Genomic DNA, 23,246 nt, shown 5'->3' with positions numbered 1-23,246 from the left:
GTGGCCTTTGTTTAGTGAAGCGTCAGATAAGCACGAAGCTTATTTGATTGCCCAACCAGTCAGCTCGGACAATGCCTTGCCGATGTCTGCCAGCGAACGCACGGTTTTAACGCCTGCGTCTTCAAGGGCAGCAAACTTCTCGTCTGCAGTGCCTTTGCCGCCAGAGATGATTGCGCCTGCATGGCCCATGCGCTTGCCTGCAGGGGCAGTCACACCAGCGATGTAGGAAACAACTGGCTTGGTCACGTGTGCCTTGATGTAGGCAGCCGCTTCTTCTTCAGCCGAACCGCCGATCTCACCGATCATAACGATCGCTTCGGTCTTCGGGTCTTCCTGGAACAGCTTCAGGATGTCGATGAAGTTCGAACCCGGGATCGGGTCACCGCCGATGCCGACGCAAGTCGACTGACCGAAACCGGCGTCAGTAGTTTGCTTGACAGCTTCGTAAGTCAGGGTGCCGGAACGGGAAACGATACCGACCTTGCCTGGCAAGTGAATGTGACCTGGCATGATGCCGATCTTGCATTCGCCTGGAGTGATCACGCCTGGGCAGTTAGGACCGATCAGGACTACGCCCAGTTCGTCGCACTTGACCTTGGCATCCAGCATATCCAGGGTAGGAATGCCTTCAGTGATGCAAACGATCAGCTTGATGCCGCCGAATGCTGCTTCCAGGATGGAGTCCTTGCAGAAAGGAGCTGGAACGTAGATCACGCTGGCGGTGGCGCCAGTGGCAGCTACAGCATCTTTCACGGTGTTGAACACTGGCAGACCCAGGTGTTCGGTGCCGCCTTTGCCAGGGGTAACGCCACCCACCATCTTGGTGCCGTATTCGATGGCTTGCTGGGTGTGGAAACTACCTTGCGAACCGGTAATACCCTGGCAGATAACTTTGGTGTCTTTATTGATCAGGACGCTCATTACTTGCCCTCCGCAGCTTTAACGACTTGTTGAGCAGCGTCGGTCAGGCTGGTAGCAGCGATGATGTTCAAACCGCTCTCTGCCAGCACTTTAGCGCCCAGCTCAGCGTTGTTGCCTTCAAGGCGAACAACAACCGGGATTTTCACGCCGACTTCTTTCACAGCGCCGATGATGCCTTCGGCAATCATGTCGCAACGAACGATGCCGCCGAAGATGTTGACCAATACTGCAGCGACGTTAGTGTCGGACAGGATGATCTTGAACGCTTCGGTAACGCGTTCTTTGGTAGCACCGCCGCCCACGTCGAGGAAGTTGGCTGGTTTGCCGCCGTGCAGGTTGACGATGTCCATGGTACCCATGGCCAGGCCAGCACCGTTGACCATGCAACCGATGTTGCCTTCCAGTGCTACGTAGTTCAGTTCGAACTTGGCAGCGTGCGCTTCGCGCGGATCGTCTTGCGACGGATCGTGGAAAGTCTTCAGCTTAGGCTGACGGTACATGGCGTTGGCGTCGATGTTGATCTTGGCATCGAGGCAATGCAGATCGCCGTCAGCCTTGATCACCAGCGGGTTCACTTCCAGCAGAGCCAGGTCGTGATCCTTGAACAGTTTGGCCAGACCTACGAAGATCTTGGCGAACTGAGTGACTTGCTTACCTTCCAGACCCAACTGGAATGCCAGCTCGCGACCCTGGAATGGCTGAGCGCCAACCAGTGGATCGATAGTGGCCTTGAGAATTTTCTCAGGGGTATCGTGAGCGATTTTCTCGATGTCCACGCCACCTTCGGTGGAAGCCATGAACACGATGCGACGGCTCGAACGGTCAACGACAGCGCCCAGGTACAGCTCTTTAGCGATATCAGTGCACGATTCAACCAGGATCTTGGTGACTGGCTGGCCATTGGCATCAGTCTGGTAAGTCACCAGACGCTTGCCCAGCCACTGCTGTGCAAATGCTTTAGCGTCTTCTTTGCTGCGAACCAGCTTAACGCCGCCCGCTTTACCGCGACCACCAGCGTGGACCTGGGCTTTGACAACCCATTCGGTGCCACCGATTTTGTCGCAAGCTTCTGCTGCTGCTTCCGGGGTGTCTACGGCGAAACCCTGGGATACTGGCAGGCCGTACTCAGCGAACAGCTGCTTACCCTGATACTCGTGAAGATTCATGCTTATTACCGTCTTCGTTAGGTACTGCGCATTCGGTGCTGCACTTGTTCAGTGCCGCACCACCTGTGACTGCTGCTTGCGTAGCCTTCGCGGACAACCGGTGTGGCTACGCAAGACTGCGTCCAGCGGACTTTCCGCGGTGAGTCTTGCATGCAAGGCTCACGACGGGCCGCTACCGCCGTGGTTTCTTATTGTCTTTGCTTAACGCTTCTTGCGGTTGGCAATGTGGATGGCGCCGCCATTCACTGCCAGAGCTGCTTCGTGCAAGGCTTCAGACAGGGTCGGATGGGAGAAAACCATCATGCCCAGGTCTTCAGCGCTGGTGCCGAATTCCATACCGATCGCGCCCTGCTGAACCAGTTCTGCAGCGCTCGGACCAATAACGTGAACGCCCAATACGCGGTCGGTCTTGGCATCTGCGATGACCTTGACGAAACCACCGGTATCGTTGGCGGCCATGGCACGGCCGGAAGCTGCGAACGGGAAAGTGCCGACGTTAACTTCAACGCCTTCTGCTTTCAAGGTCTGCTCGGTTTTACCCACCCACGCGATTTCCGGGTGAGTATAAATAACAGACGGGATCAGGTCATAGTTGATTTGAGCTTTGTGGCCCTTGATGCGCTCAACAACCATGATGCCTTCTTCGGATGCCTTGTGTGCCAGCATCATGCCGCGAACCACGTCACCGATGGCGAAAACGCCCGGAACGCTGGTCGCGCACTGGTCGTCAACGAAGACGAAGCCGCGCTCGTCGATGTTCACACCGCTGTCGGCAGCCAACAGTTCGGTGGTCACTGGACGGCGACCAACGGCAACGATCAACTTGTCGAACGTGATGCTTTGTTCGCCATTGGCATCGGTGTAGTTGACCACGACTTCTTCACCGTTCACTTTGGAACCGGTGACACGTGCGCCCAACTTGATGTCCAGACCTTGTTTGGTCAGGGTTTTGTAGGCTTCCTTGGAGACTGCTTCGTCAGCCGCTGGAAGGAATTTCTCCAGGGCTTCCAGAACCACGACTTCGGAACCCAGACGCGACCAGACCGAACCCAGTTCCAGACCGATCACGCCAGCGCCGATCACGCCCAGACGCTTGGGTACGGATGCAAATTCCAGAGCGCCAGTCGAATCGACGATCACGTTCTGATCAACCGGAGCCGGTGGAATGTCGATAGGACGCGAGCCCGAAGCCAGAATCACGTTCTCGGCTTCGATGATTTCGACGGTGCCGTCTGGCTTGGTCAGTTCAACTTTCTTGCCGGCCAGCAGTTTGCCGTGGCCTTGCAGGGAAGTGACGCCGTTAGCCTTGAACAGGGTCGCAACGCCGGAGGTCAGGCCTTTGACGATGTTGGCTTTGCGGCCAACCATTGCGGCCACGTCCATGGTCACGCCAGCGTGATTGATACCGTGGATCGCGAAGCCTTCTTTGGCTTCCTTGTACTTCCAGGAGCTGTCCAGCAGCGCCTTGGATGGAATGCAGCCGACGTTCAGGCAAGTACCGCCAAGTGCCAGTTTGCCTTCCTTGTCGGTGTATTTTTCGATGCAGGCAGTCGTAAGACCAAGCTGCGCTGCTTTGATGGCAGCCACGTAGCCGCCAGGGCCCGCACCGATCACTACTACGTCAAATTTCTGCGACATTCAAAAATCCTCTTTTTTGCGGCAAGCATGAAGCCGCAAGCCTCAAACCCAGCTGCTGTTACCTGCAGCTTTTAGCGTGAGACTTGCAGCTGCTTCTATCAAATATCCAGCAGCAAACGAGCCGGGTCTTCCAGCAGGTTCTTGATGGTAACCAGGAAGGTCACAGCTTCTTTGCCATCGATCAGACGGTGATCGTAGGACAGAGCCAGGTACATCATCGGACGGATAACGACTTGACCGTTGATCGCCATCGGGCGCTGCAGAATGTTGTGCATGCCCAGGATAGCGGCTTGCGGCGGGTTGACGATCGGGGTCGACATCATCGAACCGAAGGTACCACCGTTGGTGATGGTGAACGTGCCACCGGTCATTTCGTCCATCGACAGTTTGCCGTCGCGAGCTTTCTTGCCGAAGGTGGCAATGCCGCCTTCGATTTCAGCCAGGCTCATCAGTTCGGCGTTACGCAGAACCGGAACAACCAGGCCGCGATCGCTGGAAACCGCTACACCGACGTCGGCATAGCCGTGGTAAACGATGTCTGCACCGTCGATCGACGCGTTGACAGCCGGGAAGCGTTTCAGCGCTTCGGTGGCAGCCTTGACGAAGAACGACATGAAGCCCAGGCGCACGCCGTTGTGGGACTTCTCGAACAGGTCTTTGTACTTCGAACGCAGAGCCATGACTTCGGTCATGTCGACTTCGTTGAAAGTAGTCAGCATCGCCATGTTCGATTGAGCTTCAACCAGACGCTTGGCAACGGTGGCACGTACGCGAGTCATCGGTACGCGTTTCTCGATGCGATCGCCAGCAGCGAACACCGGAGCGGCAGCAGCAGGTGCAGCAGCCTTGGCTGGCGCGGCGGCAGGTGCGGCTTTCTTGGCAGCAACGGCAGCGACGACGTCTTCCTTGGTCACACGACCACCTTTGCCGGTGCCGGCAACGGAGGCGATGTTGATGCCGTTTTCTTCAGCCAGCTTGCGAGCAGCCGGTGCAGCAACAGGATCGTCTTCGCCTTCAGCGGCAGGAGCCGCGCCCTGTGCAGCGGCCGGAGCAGCGCCAGCAGCTGGAGCGGCAGCAGCGCTGCCTGCTTCGATGGAGCCCAATACCTGGTTGGACAGGACGGTGTCGCCTTCATTGGCAACGATTGCGCCCAGCACGCCGTCAGCTTCAGCCAACACTTCGAGCACGACTTTGTCGGTTTCGATGTCGACGATCAGGTCGTCACGCTTGACGGCCTCGCCTGGTTTCTTGTGCCAGGTGGCAACGGTGCCATCGGCAACCGATTCCGGGAATGACGGGGCTTTGATTTCGATAGCCATTATCTGTGGGTCCTTAAAATTCGGTTTCAGTCAGCGCGAAGGCTTTAAACAGTAAAGGCGTCTTGCAGCAGTTTTTCCTGCTGCTCAGCGTGCATCGATGCATAACCACAAGCAGGTGCAGCAGAGGCATCACGGCCCGCGTACTCCAGTACGAGAGACTTGTTGTGATTGCCAACGATGCGGCGCATGTGGTGCTGGCTGCAGTACCAGGCACCCTGGTTCATCGGCTCTTCCTGACACCAAACGATATGTTTAAGGTTGGTGTACGGAGCCAGGACTTCGTTCAAGTCGTCCTCAGGGAATGGGTACAGCTGCTCGATACGCACGATGGCGATGTCATCACGACCTTCGGCACGGCGTTTTTCCAGCAGGTCGTAGTAGACCTTGCCGCTACACAGAACAATGCGCTCGACCTTTTTCGGGTCTTGAACATCGATTTCCGGAATAACGGTCTGGAACGAACCTTCGGCCAGATCTTCCAGGGTCGACACGGCCAGCTTATGACGCAGCAACGACTTCGGAGTCAGAACGATCAACGGCTTGCGCAGCGGGCGAATCACCTGACGACGCAGCAAGTGGTAGATCTGAGCCGGCGTAGTCGGTACGGCTACCTGAATGTTGTGCTCAGCGCACAGCTGCAGGTAACGCTCCAGACGAGCCGAGGAGTGCTCCGGGCCCTGACCTTCATAACCGTGCGGCAGCAGCATGGTCAGACCGCAAAGACGGCCCCACTTGTGCTCACCGCTGGTGATGAACTGGTCAATAACCACCTGGGCACCGTTGGCGAAGTCGCCGAACTGCGCTTCCCAGATAACCAGGGCATTTGGCTCGGTGGTCGAATAACCGTATTCGAACGCCAGAACCGCTTCTTCAGAGAGCAGCGAATCGTACAGGTCGAAACGTGGCTGACCTTTGTACAGGTTCTGCAGCGGAATGTAGCTGCCTGCGTCTTTCTGGTTGTGCAAGACAGCGTGACGGTGCGAGAACGTACCGCGACCGATGTCCTGGCCAGTCATGCGAATCGGGTGACCTTCGAACGCCAGGGTCGCGTACGCCATGGTTTCGGCGTAACCCCAGTTGATCGGCAGGCCGCCGACTTGCATTTTCTGACGGTCTTCGTAGATTTTCGAGACCTGGCGCTGAACCACGAAGCCTTCTGGAATTTCCAGCAGCTTGGCGGACAGTTCCTGCAGGGTCTTGAGGTCGAACGTCGTATCGTGACGTGCAGTCCAGGCATGGCCCAGATACGGACGCCAGTCCACGAACAACTCTTTGTTCGGCTCTTTGACCAGGCTTTTCACAACATGCAGGCCGTTGTCCAGCGCGTTGCGATATTCGTCGATCTTGGCCTGAACGCGCTCATCGTCAACAACACCGGCCTGAATCAGGCGCTCGGCGTACAGTTCACGTGTCGTGCGCTGCTTGGCGATCTGCTGGTACATCAGAGGCTGGGTGCCGCTAGGCTCGTCAGCTTCGTTGTGACCACGACGACGGTAGCAAACCAGATCGATTACCACGTCGCGCTTGTACTGCATGCGGTAATCGATGGCCAGCTGGGTCACGAACAATACGGCTTCCGGATCATCGCCATTCACATGGAGAATCGGAGCCTGAATCATTTTCGCAACGTCGGTGCAATACTCGGTAGAACGCGAGTCTTCCGGATTGCTGATGGTGAAACCGACCTGGTTGTTGATGACCAGGTGGATCGTACCGCCAGTCTTGAAGCCGCGGGTTTGCGACATCTGGAAGGTTTCCATGACCACACCCTGACCTGCGAACGCAGCATCACCGTGGATGGAAATTGGCAGTACTTTTTCACCGGTAGGGTCGTTACGACGATCCTGACGGGCGCGAACCGAACCCTCGACCACTGGAGAAACGATTTCCAGGTGGGACGGGTTAAACGCCATGGCGAGGTGAACTTCACCGCCGGTGGTCATCACGTTGGACGAGAAGCCCTGGTGATATTTAACGTCACCGGAACCCAGCTCGACCTTCTTCTTGCCTTCGAACTCGTCGAACAGCTCACGCGGGTTCTTGCCGAAGGTGTTGACCAGCACGTTCAGACGGCCACGGTGGGCCATGCCGATAACGATTTCCTTGGTGCCGTAGGAACCGGAACGCTGGATCAGCTCGTCAAGCAGCGGAATCAGACTCTCGCCACCTTCCAGACCGAAACGCTTGGTGCCCGGGTATTTGGTGCCCAGGTATTTTTCCAGGCCTTCAGCGGCGGTAACGCGCTCAAGCAAATGGCTCTTGATGTCGGCAGAGTACGTCGGGCGGCTGCGTACGCTTTCCAGACGTTGCTGGAACCAGTGGCGCTGCTCGGAATCGACGATGTGCGTAAATTCAGCGCCGATGGTGCGGCAATATGTCTGCTGCAACGCTTCGTGAATTTCGCGTAGGCTCGCCTCCTCTTTGCCGATGAACAGGTCGCCGGCACGGAAGGTCGTATCAAGATCGGCATTGGTCAAGCCGTAATGATTGATCGACAGGTCTGCAGGTGCAGGACGCTGCCACAGCCCCAGCGGGTCAAGCTGGGCTGCCTGGTGGCCACGCATACGGTAGGCCTGGATCAATCGCAGCACTTCAACTTGCTTCTTCTCGTGCTCACTGCTCACGCTGCCGGCGGAAACCGGTTGTGCGCGGCGCTGGTTCTTTGCCAGCAAGACGAAATGATCGCGAATTGTGGAGTGCGAAACATCGGTGGCAGTGTTGCCATCAGCAGGCAACTTCTGGAAGTAGGTGCGCCACTCTTCTGGCACAGCGTTAGGGTCGTGCAGGTAGAGCTCGTAGAGCTCTTCCACATAGGCAGCGTTACTACCGGATAGGTAGGCGCTGTTCCACATGCGCTGCATCACGCTTTCTTGCATGCTTGGTCACCCTCGGTTAGGGGAACACCACCGGCGTCGACACCGAGCACGCTTGCAGAAGTCCGAATGCAGCGACTAAAACAAGCCACCTAGGATCACGCTGATAGTCCGGGTACCAGCCCGGATGCCCCTGCTTGTCTCATTTCTTCAAAATAAGAGCCGCAGCTTTATGGGCTGCTGCTCAGGTTAAAACTACGGCGCCGGTTGAAGCCTGCGCCGTAGCATCTACGGTGCAACGGTGTTGCAGTACAACAGCTGTATCACACGCCGCTTTGCAGCAACATGTTACGTACGTGACCGATGGCCTTAGTCGGGTTCAGGCCTTTCGGACAGACGTTGACGCAGTTCATGATCCCGCGGCAGCGGAATACGCTGAACGGGTCATCCAGCGAAGCCAGACGCTCGGCAGTCTTGGTGTCACGGCTGTCTGCCAGGAAGCGATACGCTTGCAGCAGAGCGGCTGGACCCAGGAACTTGTCCGGGTTCCACCAGAAGGACGGGCAAGAGGTCGAGCAGCAAGCGCACAGGATGCACTCGTACAGACCGTCGAGCTTTTCACGCTCTTCAGGGGACTGCAGACGCTCGATGGCCGGAGCCGGCGTGTCGTTCTGCAGGTATGGCTTAACCTTCTCGTATTGCTTGTAGAAGATGCTCATATCGACGACCAGGTCACGGATAACCGGCAAACCTGGCAGCGGACGAACGATCAACTTGTTACCTTTTACGACAGAAGACAACGGCGTGACGCAGGCCAGCCCGTTTTTGCCGTTGATGTTCATGCCGTCGGAACCGCACACACCTTCACGGCAAGAGCGACGATAGGAAAAACCTTCGTCCTGCTCTTTGATCAGGGCCAGTACATCCAGCACCATCAGGTCTTTACCATTGGTATTGACCTGGAATTCCTGCATGAACGGCGCAGCGTCCTGATCAGGGTTGTAGCGATAAACACTGACTTGCAACATGGCGGCCACCCTTAATAAGTCCGAATCATTGGTTCAAACGTCGGGACTGTTTTTGGCGAGAAGTTGACGGCACGCTTGGCAACGCGCTTCTCACCCGGGAAGTACAGGGTGTGGCACAGCCAGTTAACGTCGTCGCGCTCTTCAAAGTCTTCACGAGCGTGAGCACCGCGGGACTCTTTGCGAATTTCTGCGGCGATGGCCGTTGCTTCAGCCACTTCCAGCAGGTTCTGCAATTCAAGGGCTTCAATTCGAGCAGTGTTGAACGCCTGGCTCTTGTCGTTGATCTTGACGTTGGCGATACGGCCACGCAGATCAGCCAATTGAGCGATACCCTTCTGCATGTATTCGCCGGTACGGAACACACCGAAGTAGTTCTGCATGCAGCTTTGCAGTTCTTTACGCAGGGTAGCGACGTCTTCGCCGTCGGTGCGCGAGTTCAGGCCATCGAGACGTGCCAGGGCAGCGTCGATGTCGGACTGGCGAGGACGAGCGTAATCAACGCCTTCTTTCAGGGTCTGCTCCAGGAACAGACCGGCAGCGCGACCGAATACCACGAGGTCGAGCAGCGAGTTACCGCCCAGACGGTTGGCACCGTGAACCGATACGCAAGCCACTTCGCCTACAGCGAACAGGCCTGGAATGATCTGGTCAACGCCTTCAGCGTCCTGAGTGATTGCCTGGCCATGAATGTTGGTGGCAACGCCGCCCATCATATAGTGGCAAGTTGGAACTACCGGGATCGGCGCTACGGCAGGATCGACGTGAGCGAAGGTCTTGGACAATTCCATGATGCCTGGCAGACGGCTGTGCAGAACTTCTTCACCGAGGTGATCGAGTTTCAGCATCACGTGGTCGCCATCCGGACCGCAACCGTTACCGGCGATGATTTCTTTAACCATCGAACGCGCAACAACGTCACGACCGGCAAGGTCTTTCGCGTTCGGAGCATAACGCTCCATGAAACGCTCGCCGTGCTTGTTGATCAGGTAACCGCCTTCACCGCGGCAGCCTTCGGTAACCAGTACACCGGCGCCGGCGATGCCGGTTGGGTGGAACTGCCACATTTCGATGTCTTGTACCGGCACGCCAGCACGCAGAGCCATGCCAACGCCGTCACCGGTGTTGATCAAGGCGTTGGTGGTGGACGAGTAGATACGACCTGCACCGCCGGTCGCCAATACGGTGGCGTTAGCGCGGACGTAGGAAGTTTCACCGGTTTCAATGCAGATGACGATCATGCCGACAAAGGCACCGTCTTCGTTCTTGACCAGGTCGACACCGTAGTATTCATTGAGGAACACGGTGCCAGCCTTGAGGTTGGCCTGGTACAGGGTGTGCAGCAATGCGTGACCGGTACGGTCGGCAGCGGCGCACGTACGTGCAGCCTGGCCACCCTTACCGAAGTCTTTCGACTGACCGCCGAACGGGCGCTGATAGATGCGGCCCTGTTCTGTACGGGAGAAAGGCAAACCCATGTGCTCGAGCTCGAAAACTGCTTCCGGGCCTACGGAACACATGTATTCGATAGCGTCCTGGTCACCGATATAGTCGGAACCCTTGACGGTATCGTACATGTGCCAGCGCCAGTCATCGTTCGGATCTGCCGAGGCGATGGCGCAGGTGATGCCACCCTGAGCGGATACAGTGTGCGAGCGAGTCGGGAAAACCTTGGTGACAACGGCAGTCTTGTGACCGCCCTGTGCCAGTTGCAGCGCAGCGCGCATGCCAGCACCGCCGCCGCCAATGATGATGGCGTCGAACGAAAGCGTATTAACAGTAGTAGACATGAATCAGATACCCCAAAGAATCTGCACACCCCAGACGAAGTACGCGAACATCGCGACACCGCATACCGCCTGGAAGAGGAAACGTATTGCAGTCGCAGACTTGCCGAACGCCATTGGCGTCAGGTAGTCGGTCGCGATGGTCCACATGCCGACCCAGGCGTGAGCGCCGAGGGCAACAAGGGCCAGGAGACTGAAAATACGCATCCAGTTGTTTGCGAACAGTTCATGCCATTGGGCGTAGCCGAGGCCAGGATGGGCGACGACGTATCCGATCAGGAAAATGAAGTAAGCCGCGAGAACGACCGCAGACACACGTTGTGCCATCCAGTCATAGAGGCCCGAACGCGACAGGTTCGTGACGTTAGTTACCATATCCAAACTCCTGCCAGAACGATTACCACCACGGAAACGGCGATAACGATTTTCGAGCCCAGTTTGCCGCCTTCAAGCGTCTCACCGATGCCCATGTCCATGATCAAATGGCGCACACCGGCTACCAAGTGATACAGCAAGGCGGACAGGATTCCCCAAATCACTAGCTTGGCTAGCGGACTGGTCAGACACGCTTTCACCTGACCGAAGCCTTCTTCTGAGCTCAGCGACTTGTCCAATGCATAAAGCATGATGGCCAGGCTGACAAAGAGGATGACACCGGAAATTCGGTGAAGAATGGACGTGTAAGCAGTGACTGGGAGTTTGATGGTCCTTAGGTCTAGGTTTACAGGTCGTTGGCTATTCACGGCTTTTTTTCACACTGAAGAGCCCCTAACAATCAGGGCAAAGTTGTTGGGGAGTGCACTGGTCAGGTACCCACCACCCAGGGAGTGCGACCCCCAATAAAGCAGGCCCAAAAGCCCCTGGCGGTCGGAGGCCGAGTATAGACAGTTAGGCTACTAATGACAACGCGTAGACCTACCCCAAATAGCTCATTGCACAAGTTGGATAAAAGGCGTAAATGGCAGACAAATTCGAGGAAAAAGTCCGGTTAAAGCCTTCTGGAGCAAGACTTTAGGCAAATTGACATTCGAATTTATCTCACTATAGTGGTGCGGGCCCTGCGTGGGGGGTCTGTCTGATGATTTCAAGCATAAATAGGAGGCCACATGGCTGACAAAAAAGCGCAGTTGATCATCGAGGGCGCAGCCCCCGTCGAGCTGCCCATTTTAACCGGCACCGTTGGTCCCGATGTTATCGACGTTCGGGGCCTGACGGCCACGGGCCGTTTCACCTTTGACCCTGGTTTCATGTCGACCGCTTCCTGCGAGTCGAAAATCACCTATATCGACGGCGACAACGGCATTCTGCTGCACCGCGGCTACCCGATCGAACAGCTGGCTGAAAAGTCGGACTACCTGGAAACCTGCTATCTGCTGCTGAACGGCGAATTGCCGACCGCAGAACAGAAGGCCCAGTTCGTCAGCACCGTGAAGAACCACACCATGGTTCACGAGCAGCTGAAGACCTTCTTCAACGGTTTCCGTCGCGACGCCCACCCGATGGCCGTCATGTGCGGCGTAGTCGGCGCCCTCTCGGCCTTCTACCACGACTCGCTCGACATCAATAACCCGCAGCATCGCGAAATTTCCGCGATCCGCCTGGTTGCCAAGATGCCGACCCTGGCAGCGATGGTTTACAAGTACTCCATGGGACAACCCATGATGTACCCGCGCAACGACCTGACGTACGCGGAAAACTTCCTGCACATGATGTTCAACACCCCGTGCGAGATCAAACCGATCAGCCCGGTACTCGCCAAGGCCATGGACCGGATTTTCATCCTCCACGCCGACCACGAGCAAAACGCTTCGACCTCTACCGTACGTCTGGCGGGTTCTTCGGGCGCCAACCCGTTCGCCTGTATCGCTGCCGGTATCGCTGCTCTGTGGGGACCTGCCCACGGCGGCGCGAACGAAGCCGTGTTGAGCATGCTCGATGAAATCGGCGACGTGTCGAACATCGACAAGTTCATCGCCAAGGCCAAGGACAAGAACGATCCGTTCAAGTTGATGGGCTTCGGTCACCGCGTTTACAAAAACCGTGACCCGCGCGCCACCGTGATGAAGCAGACCTGTGATGAAGTACTGAAGGAACTGGGCATCAAGAACGATCCGCAACTCGAACTGGCCATGCGCCTGGAAGAGATCGCTCTGACCGACCCTTACTTCATCGAACGCTCGCTGTACCCGAACGTCGACTTCTACTCGGGGATCATCCTCAAGGCGATCGGCATTCCAACCAGCATGTTCACCGTGATCTTCGCCTTGGCGCGGACCGTTGGCTGGATCTCCCACTGGAAAGAAATGCTCTCCAGCCCGTACAAGATTGGCCGCCCACGCCAGCTGTACACCGGCTACGAGTCGCGTGACATCACCAAGCTGGAAGACCGCAAATAAGACCTGTCTTGCGATAATGTCTTAAGCTGCAACGCAAACGGCCTCTGACTCTTATATAAGAGAAGAGGCCGTTTTGATTTGTGCGCTGCGCAAACAGACGCGCTTCAAGCTCGCGTGCGTTGAAAAGACCTACACCAGATCGGTGCCGTTACGTCGGGCCTTTCGCATGTCGCGGTACACGCTGACGCACAAAGTGATCATCACCAGCGCCGCAATGGCCGGCCAGATCAATACGTAGAGGGTTAATGCGAAGTTGGACATGGGGAAACTCCTTTGTCTTCAGTAGCGGAATCGGTGTTGTAGTGAAAGGCCACGACGCGCTCGCCGATGCAGTCAAAATCGAACGTTTCGTCAGACAACAAACTCACCACGACGCAAACCACCGTACTGACGCCATAGGCGGTCAGTGAACTAAGCAATACCGGGTAATCTCGCAAAAAGCCGAACGCAAACGGCGCTAGAGCCAAGAACGCAAGCCCGCCCAGGGTGAGTCCCACTTTGCGCCCAAAGAAACCGAAGGCCATCAACCCAATCACTACGCCGCCTCCGATAGAGGCAAACAGCTCGAAAAACAATGCGACCGCGCCTTCCAGTTCGAGAACCTCAAAGCGCGCAATCAAAAACATCAAGAAACCCGCAATGGCTGCACTGGTGAAAGCGGCGTTGGTGATGCGCCCCCAATACAGGCTGGCAATGACCGGAAACACGATGGCGCCCCATAACGCGCCGACAAAAATAAGCATGGTCAGAATGTCCAGCTTGAGACTGGCAAACACCACGGCCAGCAACGTTGCTACGACCATGGTCAAGCGCCCGACAAACAGCATGGTTTTGGGGTCAGGTTTGCCGTTGGCCAGGTTTTTCCCATACACGTCAGTCATTACCAGCGCGGACAGCGCTGACAAGTCCGAATCAGCAGTCGACGATAACGAACCAATCACCATGATGAAAAACAAGCCGACGGCAAACGGCGGCAGGTAAGTCGAGGCCATTTGCGGGATCAGGTTGTTCAAGTCACCGCCCACGGGTTGCACACCCGCCAGCAATGCCAGAAAGCCGAGCATACCCAGGCCAATCACAATCGATGCATAACCAATAGTGGCCGTGATAAAGGTCGACTTCATCAAGTCTTCACGCACCGCAAACAGCCGTTGGGCTATCGTTTGATTACCGATGGCGTAGGCCAAGACCGCAACAAAATAGGGAGCGCCCTGCTCCAAAATGGCGGTTTTCGAATAGAAACTTGCTTGCTCCGCAGTAATGTTCGGCATGCCTTGGGCGAATATTTCCGGACCACCTAACTGGAAGAAGATCATCGGAATGATGACCACTGCGGCGAAGATCATGGCGATCAGTTGGCCAAAATCGGTCATGACCGACGAGCGAAAGCCTGACCAAATGGTGTAACCGAGCACCCCGCAACCCGCGATTAGAACGCCATGAATAAAGCTCAGTGGCGAGAGCACTGCTACCAAAGCGCCGGCAGCCGTGAAATTGACCATCAAACTGATCATGCTGCCAACGATATTGGATCCCGCCAGAATCATCTGGCTGGAGCGCCCGTGACGGGCGTGCATGATCTCTGCAAGGGTATGAGCTTTGGGTGCCAGTGCGCGAAAGCGTCGGCCAAAAGGGTAGATGAACAAAATCATCAACGCCCCCCAGAAGCCGTAATGCAACGCTCCGGAAATACCAAATTTATAGCCGGAACTGGCTGAAGCATAGAATGAGGCAGCCCAGATCCAGGTGGCGGTCATGCTGGCAGCCGCCATGCCAAAGCCAATTGAGTTATTGGAAACCATATAGCCATCGACGTTTTCGTCTTTGCGACCCACGCGCAACGACACCAAAAAGGTCAGGCCATAAAAACAGAACAGAAGCAGCAAAACGGTGGGGGTGGAAAGTTGGAACATTCCTTTCTCCTTTTTTACGCGCCATAGCCACTGCAGAGGGGACGACAGTCCGATAGCGGCAGGGCGCGAACAACCCGGAGTCCTGACAGGCAGGTAACATCGAACAGAGGTCCGAGGGGTTGGTATCGTGAAGGCTGACAAGAGACGGCGCGCAACGAGCGCTCCATGTCTGCAGGTAAGGCGTGCGCTAGCACGTCTTACCGGGTGCTTGCAGCAAGAGCCGGTCAATAACCGGAAGATGAGTCCTGCATCAGAAACCGAAGGCGCTGACACGGACAGCCGAGGACTATACAGGCTTGGGGTAAAGTGTGTTGCGTGGAACACACCTGTGGGGTGTCGCAAAAGCACCGGCAGTCAACGGCGAGCAAAAAAATGCCCCGGTCTCTCGACCAGGGCATTTGAGCGTTAGTGCAGCTTAAAGATGAATCTGCGAACCCTTAGTGCGAAACCGCCCCGCTCGCCCCCAAACCAGTCTGCGAACGCACAAACTGAGGGAAGAACAATGCCCGTTCCTTATCAGCGGCAGCAGACTTGTCGGTGATCGAGAAGAACCAGATCCCGACAAAGGCAATCGCCATTGAGAACAGCGCCGGGTATTCATACGGGAAGATCGCCTTCTCGTGATGCAGGATCTGCACCCAGATGGTTGGGCCCAGGATCATCAGGCCCACGGCACTCACCAGTCCCAGCCAGCCACCAATCATCGCACCGCGCGTGGTCAACTTCTTCCAGTACATGGAAAGCAGCAGCACCGGGAAGTTACAGCTCGCCGCGATGGAGAACGCCAGGCCGACCATGAACGCAATGTTCTGGCTTTCGAACAGAATGCCCAGGCCAATCGCCAATACTGCCAAGGCAATGGTGGTGATTTTCGAGACACGGATCTCGTCCTTGTCGTTGGCCTTGCCCTTCTTGATCACGCTGGCATAAAGGTCATGCGACACCGCCGAAGCACCGGCCAGCGTCAAGCCAGCCACCACTGCCAGAATCGTCGCGAACGCTACTGCCGAGATGAAGCCCAGGAAAATACTGCCGCCCACTGCATCGGCCAAATGCACCGCCGCCATGTTGTTGCCGCCCAACAGCGCGCCAGCAGCATCTTTAAAGGCAGGGTTGGTGCTCACCAGCAAGATCGCGCCGAAGCCGATGATGAAGGTAAGGATGTAGAAGTAACCAATGAAGCCGGTTGCATAGAGCACACTCTTGCGAGCTTCTTTTGCGTCACTCACGGTGAAGAAGCGCATCAGAATGTGCGGCAGGCCAGCGGTACCGAACATCAGCGCCAGGCCAAGCGAAAACGCCGAAATCGGATCTTTCACCAGACCGCCCGGGCTCATGATCGCCTCACCTTTAGGGTGAACCTTGATCGCCTCGGAAAACAGCATGTTGAAGTCAAAGTTGACGTGTTTCATCACCATCAGCGCCATGAACGAGGCCCCGGACAGCAACAACACTGCCTTGATGATTTGCACCCAGGTCGTCGCCAACATGCCGCCAAACAGCACGTACATGCACATCAGGATACCGACCAGGATCACCGCGACGTAATAGTCGAGACCGAACAGCAGCTGAATCAGCTTGCCGGCGCCAACCATCTGCGCAATCAGGTAGAACGCAACCACTACCAACGAGCCGCAGGCGGACAGCGTGCGGATCTGGGTTTGCCCGAGGCGGTAAGACGCCACGTCGGCAAAGGTGTATTTGCCCAGGTTACGCAGACGTTCGGCGATCAGGAACAGAATGATCGGCCAGCCCACCAGGAAGCCGATCGAGTAGATCAAGCCATCGTAGCCAGAGGTGAACACCAGCGCGGAAATACCCAGGAAGGACGCCGCGGACATGTAGTCACCGGCAATCGCCAGACCGTTCTGAAACCCGGTGATCTTGCCGCCGGCCGCATAGTAGTCGGCCGCCGAGTTGTTGCGCTTGGAAGCCCAGTAAGTGATGCACAAGGTTGCGCCCACGAACACCACGAACATCAGGATCGCGGCAACGTTAAGCGGTTGTTTGTGAACTTCGCCAGTCAGGGCTTCAGCGGCCCAGACGCCCGGCGCGAAGGCCGCGATGCTCAATAGAGCCAATAGACGCCGGATCATTGCTGAGCCTCCTTGAGAATCAGATTGTTCAGGTCGTCGAATTCGCCATTGGCGCGTCGTACGTAGATTGCAGTCAGGACAAAGGCCGAAAGAATCAGCCCGACACCAATCGGTATCCCCCAGGTAATCGACGACTCAGGACTGATTTTGGCCCCGAGTATATGCGGCCCGTAGGCAATCAAAAGGATGAATCCGGAGTAAAGCCCAAGCATGATCGCTGAAAGAATCCAGGCGAACTTTTCTCGTTTACTAACCAGCTCCTTGAAGCGCGGGCTGTTTTGAATCGAGAGGTAAATGCTGTCGTTCATTGTTTTTATCCTCGCAGCACAGATTATTGTTAGAACGTATCCACTTTATGCGGCTGCGGAACTGGTTCCAGACGACCTTAGTATTAGAACGACATGACAGTTTTGCCACTTTCAAGCACACAATAAATAAATGAGGGAGCGGGTTTGCTCGCGAAGGCAATGTGACAGTCAACGATGATGTTGAATGCAACGGCCCCATCGCGAGCAAACCCGCTCCCACATAAAAACGCAAAAGCCCCCGGGCATAAATGCCAAGGGGCCTTAAAAGGTGCGGACTAGAGGCCTTAGATCAAATTACTTGATCCATTCGGCAACGCGATCCGGGTGTTTTACCACCCAATCCTTGGCGGCGGCTTCAGGCTTGGCGCCGTCCTGAATAGCCAGCATGACTTCGCCGATTTCGTCTTTCGACGACCACTGGAAGTTTTTCAGGAACTTGGCCACTTCCGGTGCTTTGGTTGCCAGCTCTTTGCTGCCGATGTTGTTTACGGTTTCAGCAGCGCCATAAACGCCTTTCGGGTCGTCCAGGAAGCGCAGCTTCCATTTTGCGAACATCCAGTGTGGCACCCAGCCAGTCACCGCGATGGATTCGTTTTTCTTCTCGGCACGGGTCAGCTCGGCGATCATGCCGGCGCCGGAACTGGCTTTGAGGGTGTAATTGGTCAGGCCGTAGTCCTTGATGGCCTGGTCGGTCTTGAGCATGACGCCTGAACCAGCGTCGATGCCAACGATACGACCTTTGAAGCTGTCGTCGGTTTTCAGGTCTTCAATGCTCTTGGCCTTGACGTACTCGGGCACGATCAAGCCGATTTTTGCATCCTTGAAGTTCGGGCCGTAATCGACGACCTGGTCCTTGTTCTTCGCCCAGTACTCGCCATGGGTTACTGGCAACCAGGCAGACAGCATGGCGTCGAGTTTGCCGGTGGCCACACCTTGCCACATGATCCCGGTCGCGACGGCTTGCAGCTTCACGTCATAACCGAGTTTTTGCTTGATCACTTCAGCGGCCACGTGAGTGGTAGCAACGCTGTCGGACCAACCGTCAACGTAACCGATGCTCAGGGTTTTGCTCTCGGCATTCGCGAATGTGGAGCCCATCGCAAGTACCAGTGCGGCACTTGCGCCTAAAAGTCGTCGCATCTTCATCGTTACTTCCCCGAAAGTGCTGCGCCCGACGGATGCCGAGCGACGTCAACGTATTGTTATGGTGCACAGCGCGCCCATCACCTCAGCGCAAACCTGTTCGATACTTAGCGCGATTTATCAATGAGAACACTGACGCCCCGATAATCAACCTCACGCCACGCACGACCTGCTCTGTCAGCGACCTCAAGCCATCGAGAAACGACATCAGAAAGCCATTAACGGCGATCACTAAAAATACCCCGGCCAATCCGCCCGAACTTTGCATGTCAAAATCATGCGGGGCACCAAGCCCATGACAAATACAGGTAACATGCCCGGCTTTGCTCCCAGACGGCCTGACCATGCCCGCGACATCACGCTTTCCTTTTTTTGCTTATCTGTTCGCTTGCCTGCTTGGGCTTTTTGCCTTGGGTGGCTTCTGGTATAGCCTCGGCAAACCGGTGATCCTGCCAGACGTGGCCAGCGCGACGCACAAATTGCAATGTGCTTCGTACACCCCGTTTGACAAGGATCAGTCGCCGTTCGACGTCCCGTTCAAATTGCGCCCCGAACGCATGGACGCTGACCTCGCGTTGCTGGCGACGCGCTTCGAATGCATCCGCACCTATTCCATGACCGGTCTCGAAGCCCTGCCAGACCTGGCACGCAAGCACGGGCTGAAGCTGATGATCGGCGCATGGGTCAACAGCAACCCGGTGGACACGGCCAAAGAGGTCGACTTGCTGATTGCCTCGGCCAATGCCAACCCGGATGTCGTCACTTCCGTGATCGTCGGCAACGAAGCCTTGCTGCGTAAAGAAGTCACTGGCGCGCAATTGGCGACGCTGATCAACAAGGTCAAAAGCCAGATCAAGCAGCCTGTCACTTATGCCGACGTCTGGGAGTTCTGGCTCAAGCACCCGGAAGTCGCGCCGGCGGTCGATTTCCTGACCATCCATTTGCTGCCGTATTGGGAAGATGATCCGTCGAATATCGATGCCGCTCTGCAACATGTAGCCGAAGTGCGCCAGGTGTTCGGTAATAAATTTGCGCCCAAGGACGTGATGATTGGCGAAACCGGCTGGCCAAGCGAAGGCCGCCAGCGTGAAACAGCATTGCCGAGCCGGGTTAACGAAGCCAAGTTCATTCGTGGTTTTGTAGCCATGGCTGAACAGCGCGGCTGGCATTACAACCTGATCGAAGCCTTTGACCAGCCATGGAAACGCGCCAGCGAGGGTGCGGTGGGTGGTTACTGGGGGTTGTTCGATGCGGATCGTCAGGACAAAGGCGTGCTGGCAGGCCCGGTGTCGAACGTACCGTATTGGTCGCAATGGCTGGCGGTGGGCGGTTTGATTTTCCTCGGCACGTTGATTCTCGGTGGCCGCGTGCGCAGTACTCGCGCTGCACTGGTTCTACCCCTTCTGGGCGCATTGGCCGCGTGTTCAATCGGCGCCTGGGGTGACCTGGCGCGCGTGACCACGCGTTTTGCCAGTGAGTGGTTATGGGTCGCTTTGCTGACCGTGTTGAACGTGTTGATCCTGGCGCATGCCGCGCTGACGTTGAGCGCGCGCAACGGCTGGCGTGGTCGGGCATTCAACGCACTGGAGCGTCGGGCAGGCTGGATGCTGACGGCGGCCGGGTTTGCCGCTGCGGTGATAATGCTTGAGATGGTGTTCGATCCGCGTTATCGCAGCTTCGCCACGGTTGCTTTCATCCTGCCGGCGCTGGTTTACCTGTGCCGCCCGGTGAGCGTGCCGCGCCGCGAAATCGCCCTGCTGACCTTCATTATCGGCGCTGGCATTGCGCCGCAGCTGTTCCGCGAAGGCTTGCAGAACCAGCAAGCCTGGGGCTGGGCGCTGGTGAGTGTGCTGATGGTAGCGGCGTTGTGGCGCAGTTTGCGAGTCCGCAAGGACTGATCCGCGCGGCTTCCGGCCACTTCGCGAGCAAGCCCGCTCTCACATTGTGGGAGCGGGCTTGTTCGCGAATACGGACTATTCAGGCGCTACGGGAAGCCCTGACTAACCGCAACCAGGCGATCACCACCGCAAACACCGCAAGCGTGGTGTTGTACAACGCCAATGCCGGAAACCCGAACACTAACGCCAGCACGGCCAGCCACCACCCTGCCCGGCCCGGCAGCACGAAGCTGATCACCGCTGTGGCCACCGCTGCCCAGCCCAGTACCTGGAAGTGGATCATCAAGCCAAGGTTGGAGCGAACCTGGCATTCCCAGCGGCTTGCTTCATCGACGCAGATGCCGACCCACTGTGCATCTTCCATGAAGCCATAACGTGCGCCATAACTGGCGGCCAGCCATAAAGGCAGCAAGACAATCAACAAAATCACGGGCAGGCGGCGGGACATGAAGCACTCCAATAAGCGAAAACGGCGGCCAGCTTAATCCCCCGCCAGCGGTAAGCAAACGCCGGTCACAGATAATTGCTCACTAAACAGCCGCAAAGTGTATCGTCCAGCTACTATTACCCCAAATTAGGCCTGATTGGTGCCGAGGCATGGCACTTTGGCGGATACCCGGTGGTCATAGCCTGCGAACTTCATTCGGCACCTTTCTCTAAGGGATCTAGTCATGCTCCGTTCCTTGCGCTTCGCCGCCCTGTTTGGCGGCCTTATTTTGAGTGCGTCCGCACTGGCAGTCGACATCGACGCTGCCAGTTATGGCTATCCCTTGACCAACCCGTTCGAGGCCACCATTGCCACGACACCACCGGACCTGCGTCCGGAACTGCCACTGGACGACGACATCCACCAGTCCGACCGCAGCGTCACTTTGCGTCCGGAGCGAGCATTCGAACTGCCGGACAACTTCTGGCCCGTGAAAAAGCTCACCTATCGCATTGCCACTCAAGATAAACCGGCGCCGCTGATATTCCTGATTGCCGGCACCGGCGCACGCTATGACAGCAGCCTCAACGAATACCTGAAAAAGCTCTACTACAAGGCCGGTTATCACGTGGTGCAGCTGTCGTCGCCGACCAGCTTCGACTTCATGAGTGCCGCGTCACGCTTTGCTACACCTGGGATCACCAAGGAAGATGCCGAAGACATGTACCGCGTGATGCAGGCCGTGCGGGCACAAAACCCGACCGTACCTGTGACCGAGTACTACTTGACGGGTTACAGCTTGGGCGCGCTGGACGCCGCATTTGTTGCGCACCTGGATGAAACCCGCCGCAGCTTCAACTTCAAGAAAGTCTTGTTGCTCAATCCGCCGGTCAACCTCTACACCTCGATCACCAACCTCGACAAGCTGGTGCAAACAGAGGTTAAAGGCATCAACAACAGCACCACCTTTTATGAACTGGTGTTGAACAAGCTGACCCGCTACTTCCAGCAGAAAGGCTACATCGACCTCAACGATGCACTGCTGTATGACTTCCAGCAGTCCAAACAGCACCTGACCAATGAACAAATGGCCATGCTGATTGGCACGTCGTTCCGCTTCTCGGCGGCCGACATTGCGTTTACTTCGGACCTGATCAACCGCCGCGGCCTGATCACTCCACCGAAATACCCGATTACCGAAGGCACCAGCCTCACGCCATTCCTCAAGCGTGCGCTGCAATGCGACTTCGACTGCTACATCACCGAACAGGTGATCCCGATGTGGCGCGCGCGCACTGACGGCGGCAGCCTGCTGCAACTGATCGACCAGGTAAGCCTGTACGCACTCAAGGATTACCTGCACGACAGCCCTAAAATATCGGTGATGCACAACGCCGATGACGTGATCCTGGGCCCTGGCGACCTTGGTTTCCTGCGCAAAACGTTTGGTGATCGCTTGACCGTTTACCCGTACGGCGGCCATTGCGGCAACCTTAACTACCGCGTCAACAGCGACGCCATGCTGGAGTTCTTCCGTGGCTAAATATCTCCTGCTTATCGCAGCGTTACTCTGTGCAGGCGTCGCGAATGCCGACAACAGCAAAGCCAACGCACCTGTTGTAGTGGACAGTGACGGCTTCAAGGAACCGCTGAGCAAACTCAAGTTCAACCCGGGCCTGGATCAGCGCGAGTTTGAGCGCTCGACGCTCAATGCGCTGGCCGTCTACGATCCGCTGGAGGAGTGGAACCGTCGGGTTTACCACTTCAACTATCGCTTCGACCAATGGGTGTTCCTGCCGGTGGTCGATGGCTATCGCTACATCACACCGAGCTTCCTGCGCACAGGCGTCAGCAACTTCTTCAACAACCTGGGCGACGTGCCGAACCTGTTGAACAGCTTGCTGCAGTTCAAAGGGCAGCGTTCGATGGAGACCACTGCACGCCTGCTGCTCAACACCACCGTTGGCATCGCCGGCCTGTGGGATCCAGCTACCGCCATGGGCCTGCCGCGCCAGAACGAAGACTTCGGCCAGACACTGGGCTTCTACGGTGTACCGGGCGGCGCGTACTTTGTATTGCCTATCCTCGGCCCATCCAACCTGCGTGACACTGCAGGCCTGGCAGTGGACTTCACCGCAGAATCGGCGATCAACTTCCTGAACGTCTCGCAAGTCAGCGAAAACCATCCGGAAATCTGGGTTTTGCGTGGCGTCGACAAACGCTACCAGACCAGTTTCCGCTATGGTCAGCTGAACTCGCCGTTCGAGTACGAGAAAGTGCGCTACGTGTACACCGAGTCACGCAAACTGCAGATCGCCGAGTAACTTTATCGGCAACAAAAAAAGGCCATTCGATGCAAATCGAATGGCCTTTTTTTCTACTGACTGACTTAGCCG

19 protein-coding genes are annotated in these 23,246 nt (G+C 56.6%); 4 read left to right on the top strand and 15 right to left on the bottom strand.

Annotation, left to right across the window (positions count from 1 at the left end; genetic code table 11):
* Positions 1 to 39: 39 nt before the first annotated feature.
* From sucD to sdhC, 9 genes are all read right to left on the bottom strand, one after another.
* Positions 40 to 921 carry a succinate--CoA ligase subunit alpha gene (gene sucD, locus ACQR3R_RS00765; protein ID WP_008148605.1) on the bottom strand — a complete coding sequence of 294 codons (882 nt, stop codon included), beginning with the start codon at positions 919 to 921 and terminating at the stop codon, positions 40 to 42.
* A complete protein-coding gene (sucC, locus tag ACQR3R_RS00760; RefSeq protein ID WP_103498765.1) occupies positions 921 to 2,087 on the bottom strand; it encodes an ADP-forming succinate--CoA ligase subunit beta in 1,167 nt (388 codons plus the stop codon). Before sucC ends, sucD begins: the two co-directional genes overlap by 1 nt.
* Before the next feature lie 201 nt (positions 2,088 to 2,288).
* Positions 2,289 to 3,725: a dihydrolipoyl dehydrogenase gene (gene lpdA, locus ACQR3R_RS00755; RefSeq protein WP_428269992.1), complete on the bottom strand. Its 1,437-nt coding sequence runs from the start codon at positions 3,723 to 3,725 to the stop codon at positions 2,289 to 2,291.
* A gap of 98 nt (positions 3,726 to 3,823) precedes the next feature.
* Positions 3,824 to 5,044 carry a 2-oxoglutarate dehydrogenase complex dihydrolipoyllysine-residue succinyltransferase gene (gene odhB, locus ACQR3R_RS00750; protein ID WP_428269991.1) on the bottom strand — a complete coding sequence of 407 codons (1,221 nt, stop codon included), beginning with the start codon at positions 5,042 to 5,044 and terminating at the stop codon, positions 3,824 to 3,826.
* A 44-nt stretch (positions 5,045 to 5,088) separates the two neighbouring features.
* A complete protein-coding gene (locus ACQR3R_RS00745) occupies positions 5,089 to 7,920 on the bottom strand; it encodes a 2-oxoglutarate dehydrogenase E1 component (RefSeq protein ID WP_428269990.1) in 2,832 nt (943 codons plus the stop codon).
* A 260-nt stretch (positions 7,921 to 8,180) separates the two neighbouring features.
* Positions 8,181 to 8,885 carry a succinate dehydrogenase iron-sulfur subunit gene (locus ACQR3R_RS00740; protein WP_428269989.1) on the bottom strand — a complete coding sequence of 235 codons (705 nt, stop codon included), beginning with the start codon at positions 8,883 to 8,885 and terminating at the stop codon, positions 8,181 to 8,183.
* Between the two features lie 11 nt (positions 8,886 to 8,896).
* Complete coding sequence (sdhA, locus tag ACQR3R_RS00735) at positions 8,897 to 10,672, bottom strand: succinate dehydrogenase flavoprotein subunit (RefSeq protein WP_428269988.1); 1,776 nt, start codon at positions 10,670 to 10,672, stop codon at positions 8,897 to 8,899.
* A 3-nt stretch (positions 10,673 to 10,675) separates the two neighbouring features.
* On the bottom strand, positions 10,676 to 11,044 hold the full coding sequence (sdhD, locus tag ACQR3R_RS00730) for a succinate dehydrogenase, hydrophobic membrane anchor protein (RefSeq protein WP_047531886.1): 369 nt from the start codon (positions 11,042 to 11,044) through the stop codon (positions 10,676 to 10,678).
* Positions 11,038 to 11,412, bottom strand: coding sequence for a succinate dehydrogenase, cytochrome b556 subunit (gene sdhC, locus ACQR3R_RS00725; protein ID WP_054615726.1), 375 nt, complete (start codon positions 11,410 to 11,412; stop codon positions 11,038 to 11,040). The genes sdhD and sdhC overlap by 7 nt, the downstream gene beginning before the upstream one ends.
* Positions 11,413 to 11,775: 363 nt before the next feature.
* On the opposite strand from sdhC, the gene gltA reads away from it, so the two are divergent.
* Positions 11,776 to 13,065 carry a citrate synthase gene (gene gltA, locus ACQR3R_RS00720; RefSeq protein WP_123510544.1) on the top strand — a complete coding sequence of 430 codons (1,290 nt, stop codon included), beginning with the start codon at positions 11,776 to 11,778 and terminating at the stop codon, positions 13,063 to 13,065.
* A 129-nt stretch (positions 13,066 to 13,194) separates the two neighbouring features.
* On the opposite strand, the gene ACQR3R_RS00715 is transcribed toward gltA, so the two are convergent.
* From ACQR3R_RS00715 to ACQR3R_RS00695, 5 genes are all read right to left on the bottom strand, one after another.
* A complete protein-coding gene (locus ACQR3R_RS00715; RefSeq protein WP_428269987.1) occupies positions 13,195 to 13,326 on the bottom strand; it encodes a putative transporter small subunit in 132 nt (43 codons plus the stop codon).
* Positions 13,308 to 14,978 carry a sodium:solute symporter family transporter gene (locus tag ACQR3R_RS00710; protein WP_428269986.1) on the bottom strand — a complete coding sequence of 557 codons (1,671 nt, stop codon included), beginning with the start codon at positions 14,976 to 14,978 and terminating at the stop codon, positions 13,308 to 13,310. Before ACQR3R_RS00710 ends, ACQR3R_RS00715 begins: the two co-directional genes overlap by 19 nt.
* A gap of 437 nt (positions 14,979 to 15,415) precedes the next feature.
* Positions 15,416 to 17,074, bottom strand: a complete 1,659-nt coding sequence (locus tag ACQR3R_RS00705) for a cation/acetate symporter ActP (RefSeq protein WP_428269985.1) — start codon at positions 17,072 to 17,074, stop codon at positions 15,416 to 15,418.
* Complete coding sequence (locus ACQR3R_RS00700) at positions 17,071 to 17,382, bottom strand: DUF485 domain-containing protein (RefSeq protein WP_131061562.1); 312 nt, start codon at positions 17,380 to 17,382, stop codon at positions 17,071 to 17,073. The genes ACQR3R_RS00705 and ACQR3R_RS00700 overlap by 4 nt, the downstream gene beginning before the upstream one ends.
* Before the next feature lie 294 nt (positions 17,383 to 17,676).
* Positions 17,677 to 18,528 (bottom strand): glycine betaine ABC transporter substrate-binding protein, encoded by an 852-nt coding sequence (locus tag ACQR3R_RS00695; protein WP_428269984.1) that lies wholly within the window; start codon positions 18,526 to 18,528, stop codon positions 17,677 to 17,679.
* A 341-nt stretch (positions 18,529 to 18,869) separates the two neighbouring features.
* On the opposite strand from ACQR3R_RS00695, the gene ACQR3R_RS00690 reads away from it, so the two are divergent.
* Complete coding sequence (locus tag ACQR3R_RS00690) at positions 18,870 to 20,423, top strand: glycosyl hydrolase family 17 protein (protein ID WP_428269983.1); 1,554 nt, start codon at positions 18,870 to 18,872, stop codon at positions 20,421 to 20,423.
* A gap of 79 nt (positions 20,424 to 20,502) precedes the next feature.
* Here the strand turns inward: ACQR3R_RS00690 and ACQR3R_RS00685 are convergent, their stop codons facing one another.
* Positions 20,503 to 20,871, bottom strand: coding sequence for a hypothetical protein (locus ACQR3R_RS00685; RefSeq protein ID WP_428269982.1), 369 nt, complete (start codon positions 20,869 to 20,871; stop codon positions 20,503 to 20,505).
* 223 nt (positions 20,872 to 21,094) lie between these two features.
* Between ACQR3R_RS00685 and ACQR3R_RS00680 the strand changes: the two genes are divergently transcribed.
* Together ACQR3R_RS00680 and ACQR3R_RS00675 are read left to right on the top strand one after the other, a co-directional pair.
* Entirely contained in the window at positions 21,095 to 22,393 is a 1,299-nt protein-coding gene (locus ACQR3R_RS00680; protein ID WP_428269981.1) for a hypothetical protein, read from the top strand.
* Positions 22,386 to 23,174, top strand: coding sequence for an MlaA family lipoprotein (locus tag ACQR3R_RS00675; protein ID WP_428269980.1), 789 nt, complete (start codon positions 22,386 to 22,388; stop codon positions 23,172 to 23,174). Before ACQR3R_RS00680 ends, ACQR3R_RS00675 begins: the two co-directional genes overlap by 8 nt.
* Positions 23,175 to 23,246: the final 72 nt, after the last annotated feature.

Source organism: Gordonia sp. IEGM753, assembly GCF_050321825.1.
GTDB lineage: Bacteria > Pseudomonadota > Gammaproteobacteria > Pseudomonadales > Pseudomonadaceae > Aquipseudomonas.
The sequence above is the reverse complement of the archived record's forward strand: the minus strand, read 5'-3'. Positions and strand labels throughout refer to the sequence as shown.

What these genes read in the sequence shown, in the direction of transcription:
- ACQR3R_RS00745 (WP_428269990.1), bottom strand. Translation starts at nt 7,920, where the DNA reads ATGCAAGAAAGCGTGATGCAGCGCATGTGGAACAGCGCCTACCTATCC.
- sucC (WP_103498765.1), bottom strand. Translation starts at nt 2,087, where the DNA reads ATGAATCTTCACGAGTATCAGGGTAAGCAGCTGTTCGCTGAGTACGGC.
- ACQR3R_RS00680 (WP_428269981.1), top strand. Translation starts at nt 21,095, where the DNA reads ATGCTCCGTTCCTTGCGCTTCGCCGCCCTGTTTGGCGGCCTTATTTTG.
- lpdA (WP_428269992.1), bottom strand. Translation starts at nt 3,725, where the DNA reads ATGTCGCAGAAATTTGACGTAGTAGTGATCGGTGCGGGCCCTGGCGGC.
- ACQR3R_RS00690 (WP_428269983.1), top strand. Translation starts at nt 18,870, where the DNA reads ATGCCCGCGACATCACGCTTTCCTTTTTTTGCTTATCTGTTCGCTTGC.
- sucD (WP_008148605.1), bottom strand. Translation starts at nt 921, where the DNA reads ATGAGCGTCCTGATCAATAAAGACACCAAAGTTATCTGCCAGGGTATT.
- ACQR3R_RS00710 (WP_428269986.1), bottom strand. Translation starts at nt 14,978, where the DNA reads ATGTTCCAACTTTCCACCCCCACCGTTTTGCTGCTTCTGTTCTGTTTT.
- odhB (WP_428269991.1), bottom strand. Translation starts at nt 5,044, where the DNA reads ATGGCTATCGAAATCAAAGCCCCGTCATTCCCGGAATCGGTTGCCGAT.
- ACQR3R_RS00715 (WP_428269987.1), bottom strand. Translation starts at nt 13,326, where the DNA reads ATGTCCAACTTCGCATTAACCCTCTACGTATTGATCTGGCCGGCCATT.
- ACQR3R_RS00740 (WP_428269989.1), bottom strand. Translation starts at nt 8,885, where the DNA reads ATGTTGCAAGTCAGTGTTTATCGCTACAACCCTGATCAGGACGCTGCG.
- ACQR3R_RS00695 (WP_428269984.1), bottom strand. Translation starts at nt 18,528, where the DNA reads ATGAAGATGCGACGACTTTTAGGCGCAAGTGCCGCACTGGTACTTGCG.
- ACQR3R_RS00685 (WP_428269982.1), bottom strand. Translation starts at nt 20,871, where the DNA reads ATGTCCCGCCGCCTGCCCGTGATTTTGTTGATTGTCTTGCTGCCTTTA.
- sdhA (WP_428269988.1), bottom strand. Translation starts at nt 10,672, where the DNA reads ATGTCTACTACTGTTAATACGCTTTCGTTCGACGCCATCATCATTGGC.
- gltA (WP_123510544.1), top strand. Translation starts at nt 11,776, where the DNA reads ATGGCTGACAAAAAAGCGCAGTTGATCATCGAGGGCGCAGCCCCCGTC.
- ACQR3R_RS00700 (WP_131061562.1), bottom strand. Translation starts at nt 17,382, where the DNA reads ATGAACGACAGCATTTACCTCTCGATTCAAAACAGCCCGCGCTTCAAG.
- ACQR3R_RS00705 (WP_428269985.1), bottom strand. Translation starts at nt 17,074, where the DNA reads ATGATCCGGCGTCTATTGGCTCTATTGAGCATCGCGGCCTTCGCGCCG.
- sdhD (WP_047531886.1), bottom strand. Translation starts at nt 11,044, where the DNA reads ATGGTAACTAACGTCACGAACCTGTCGCGTTCGGGCCTCTATGACTGG.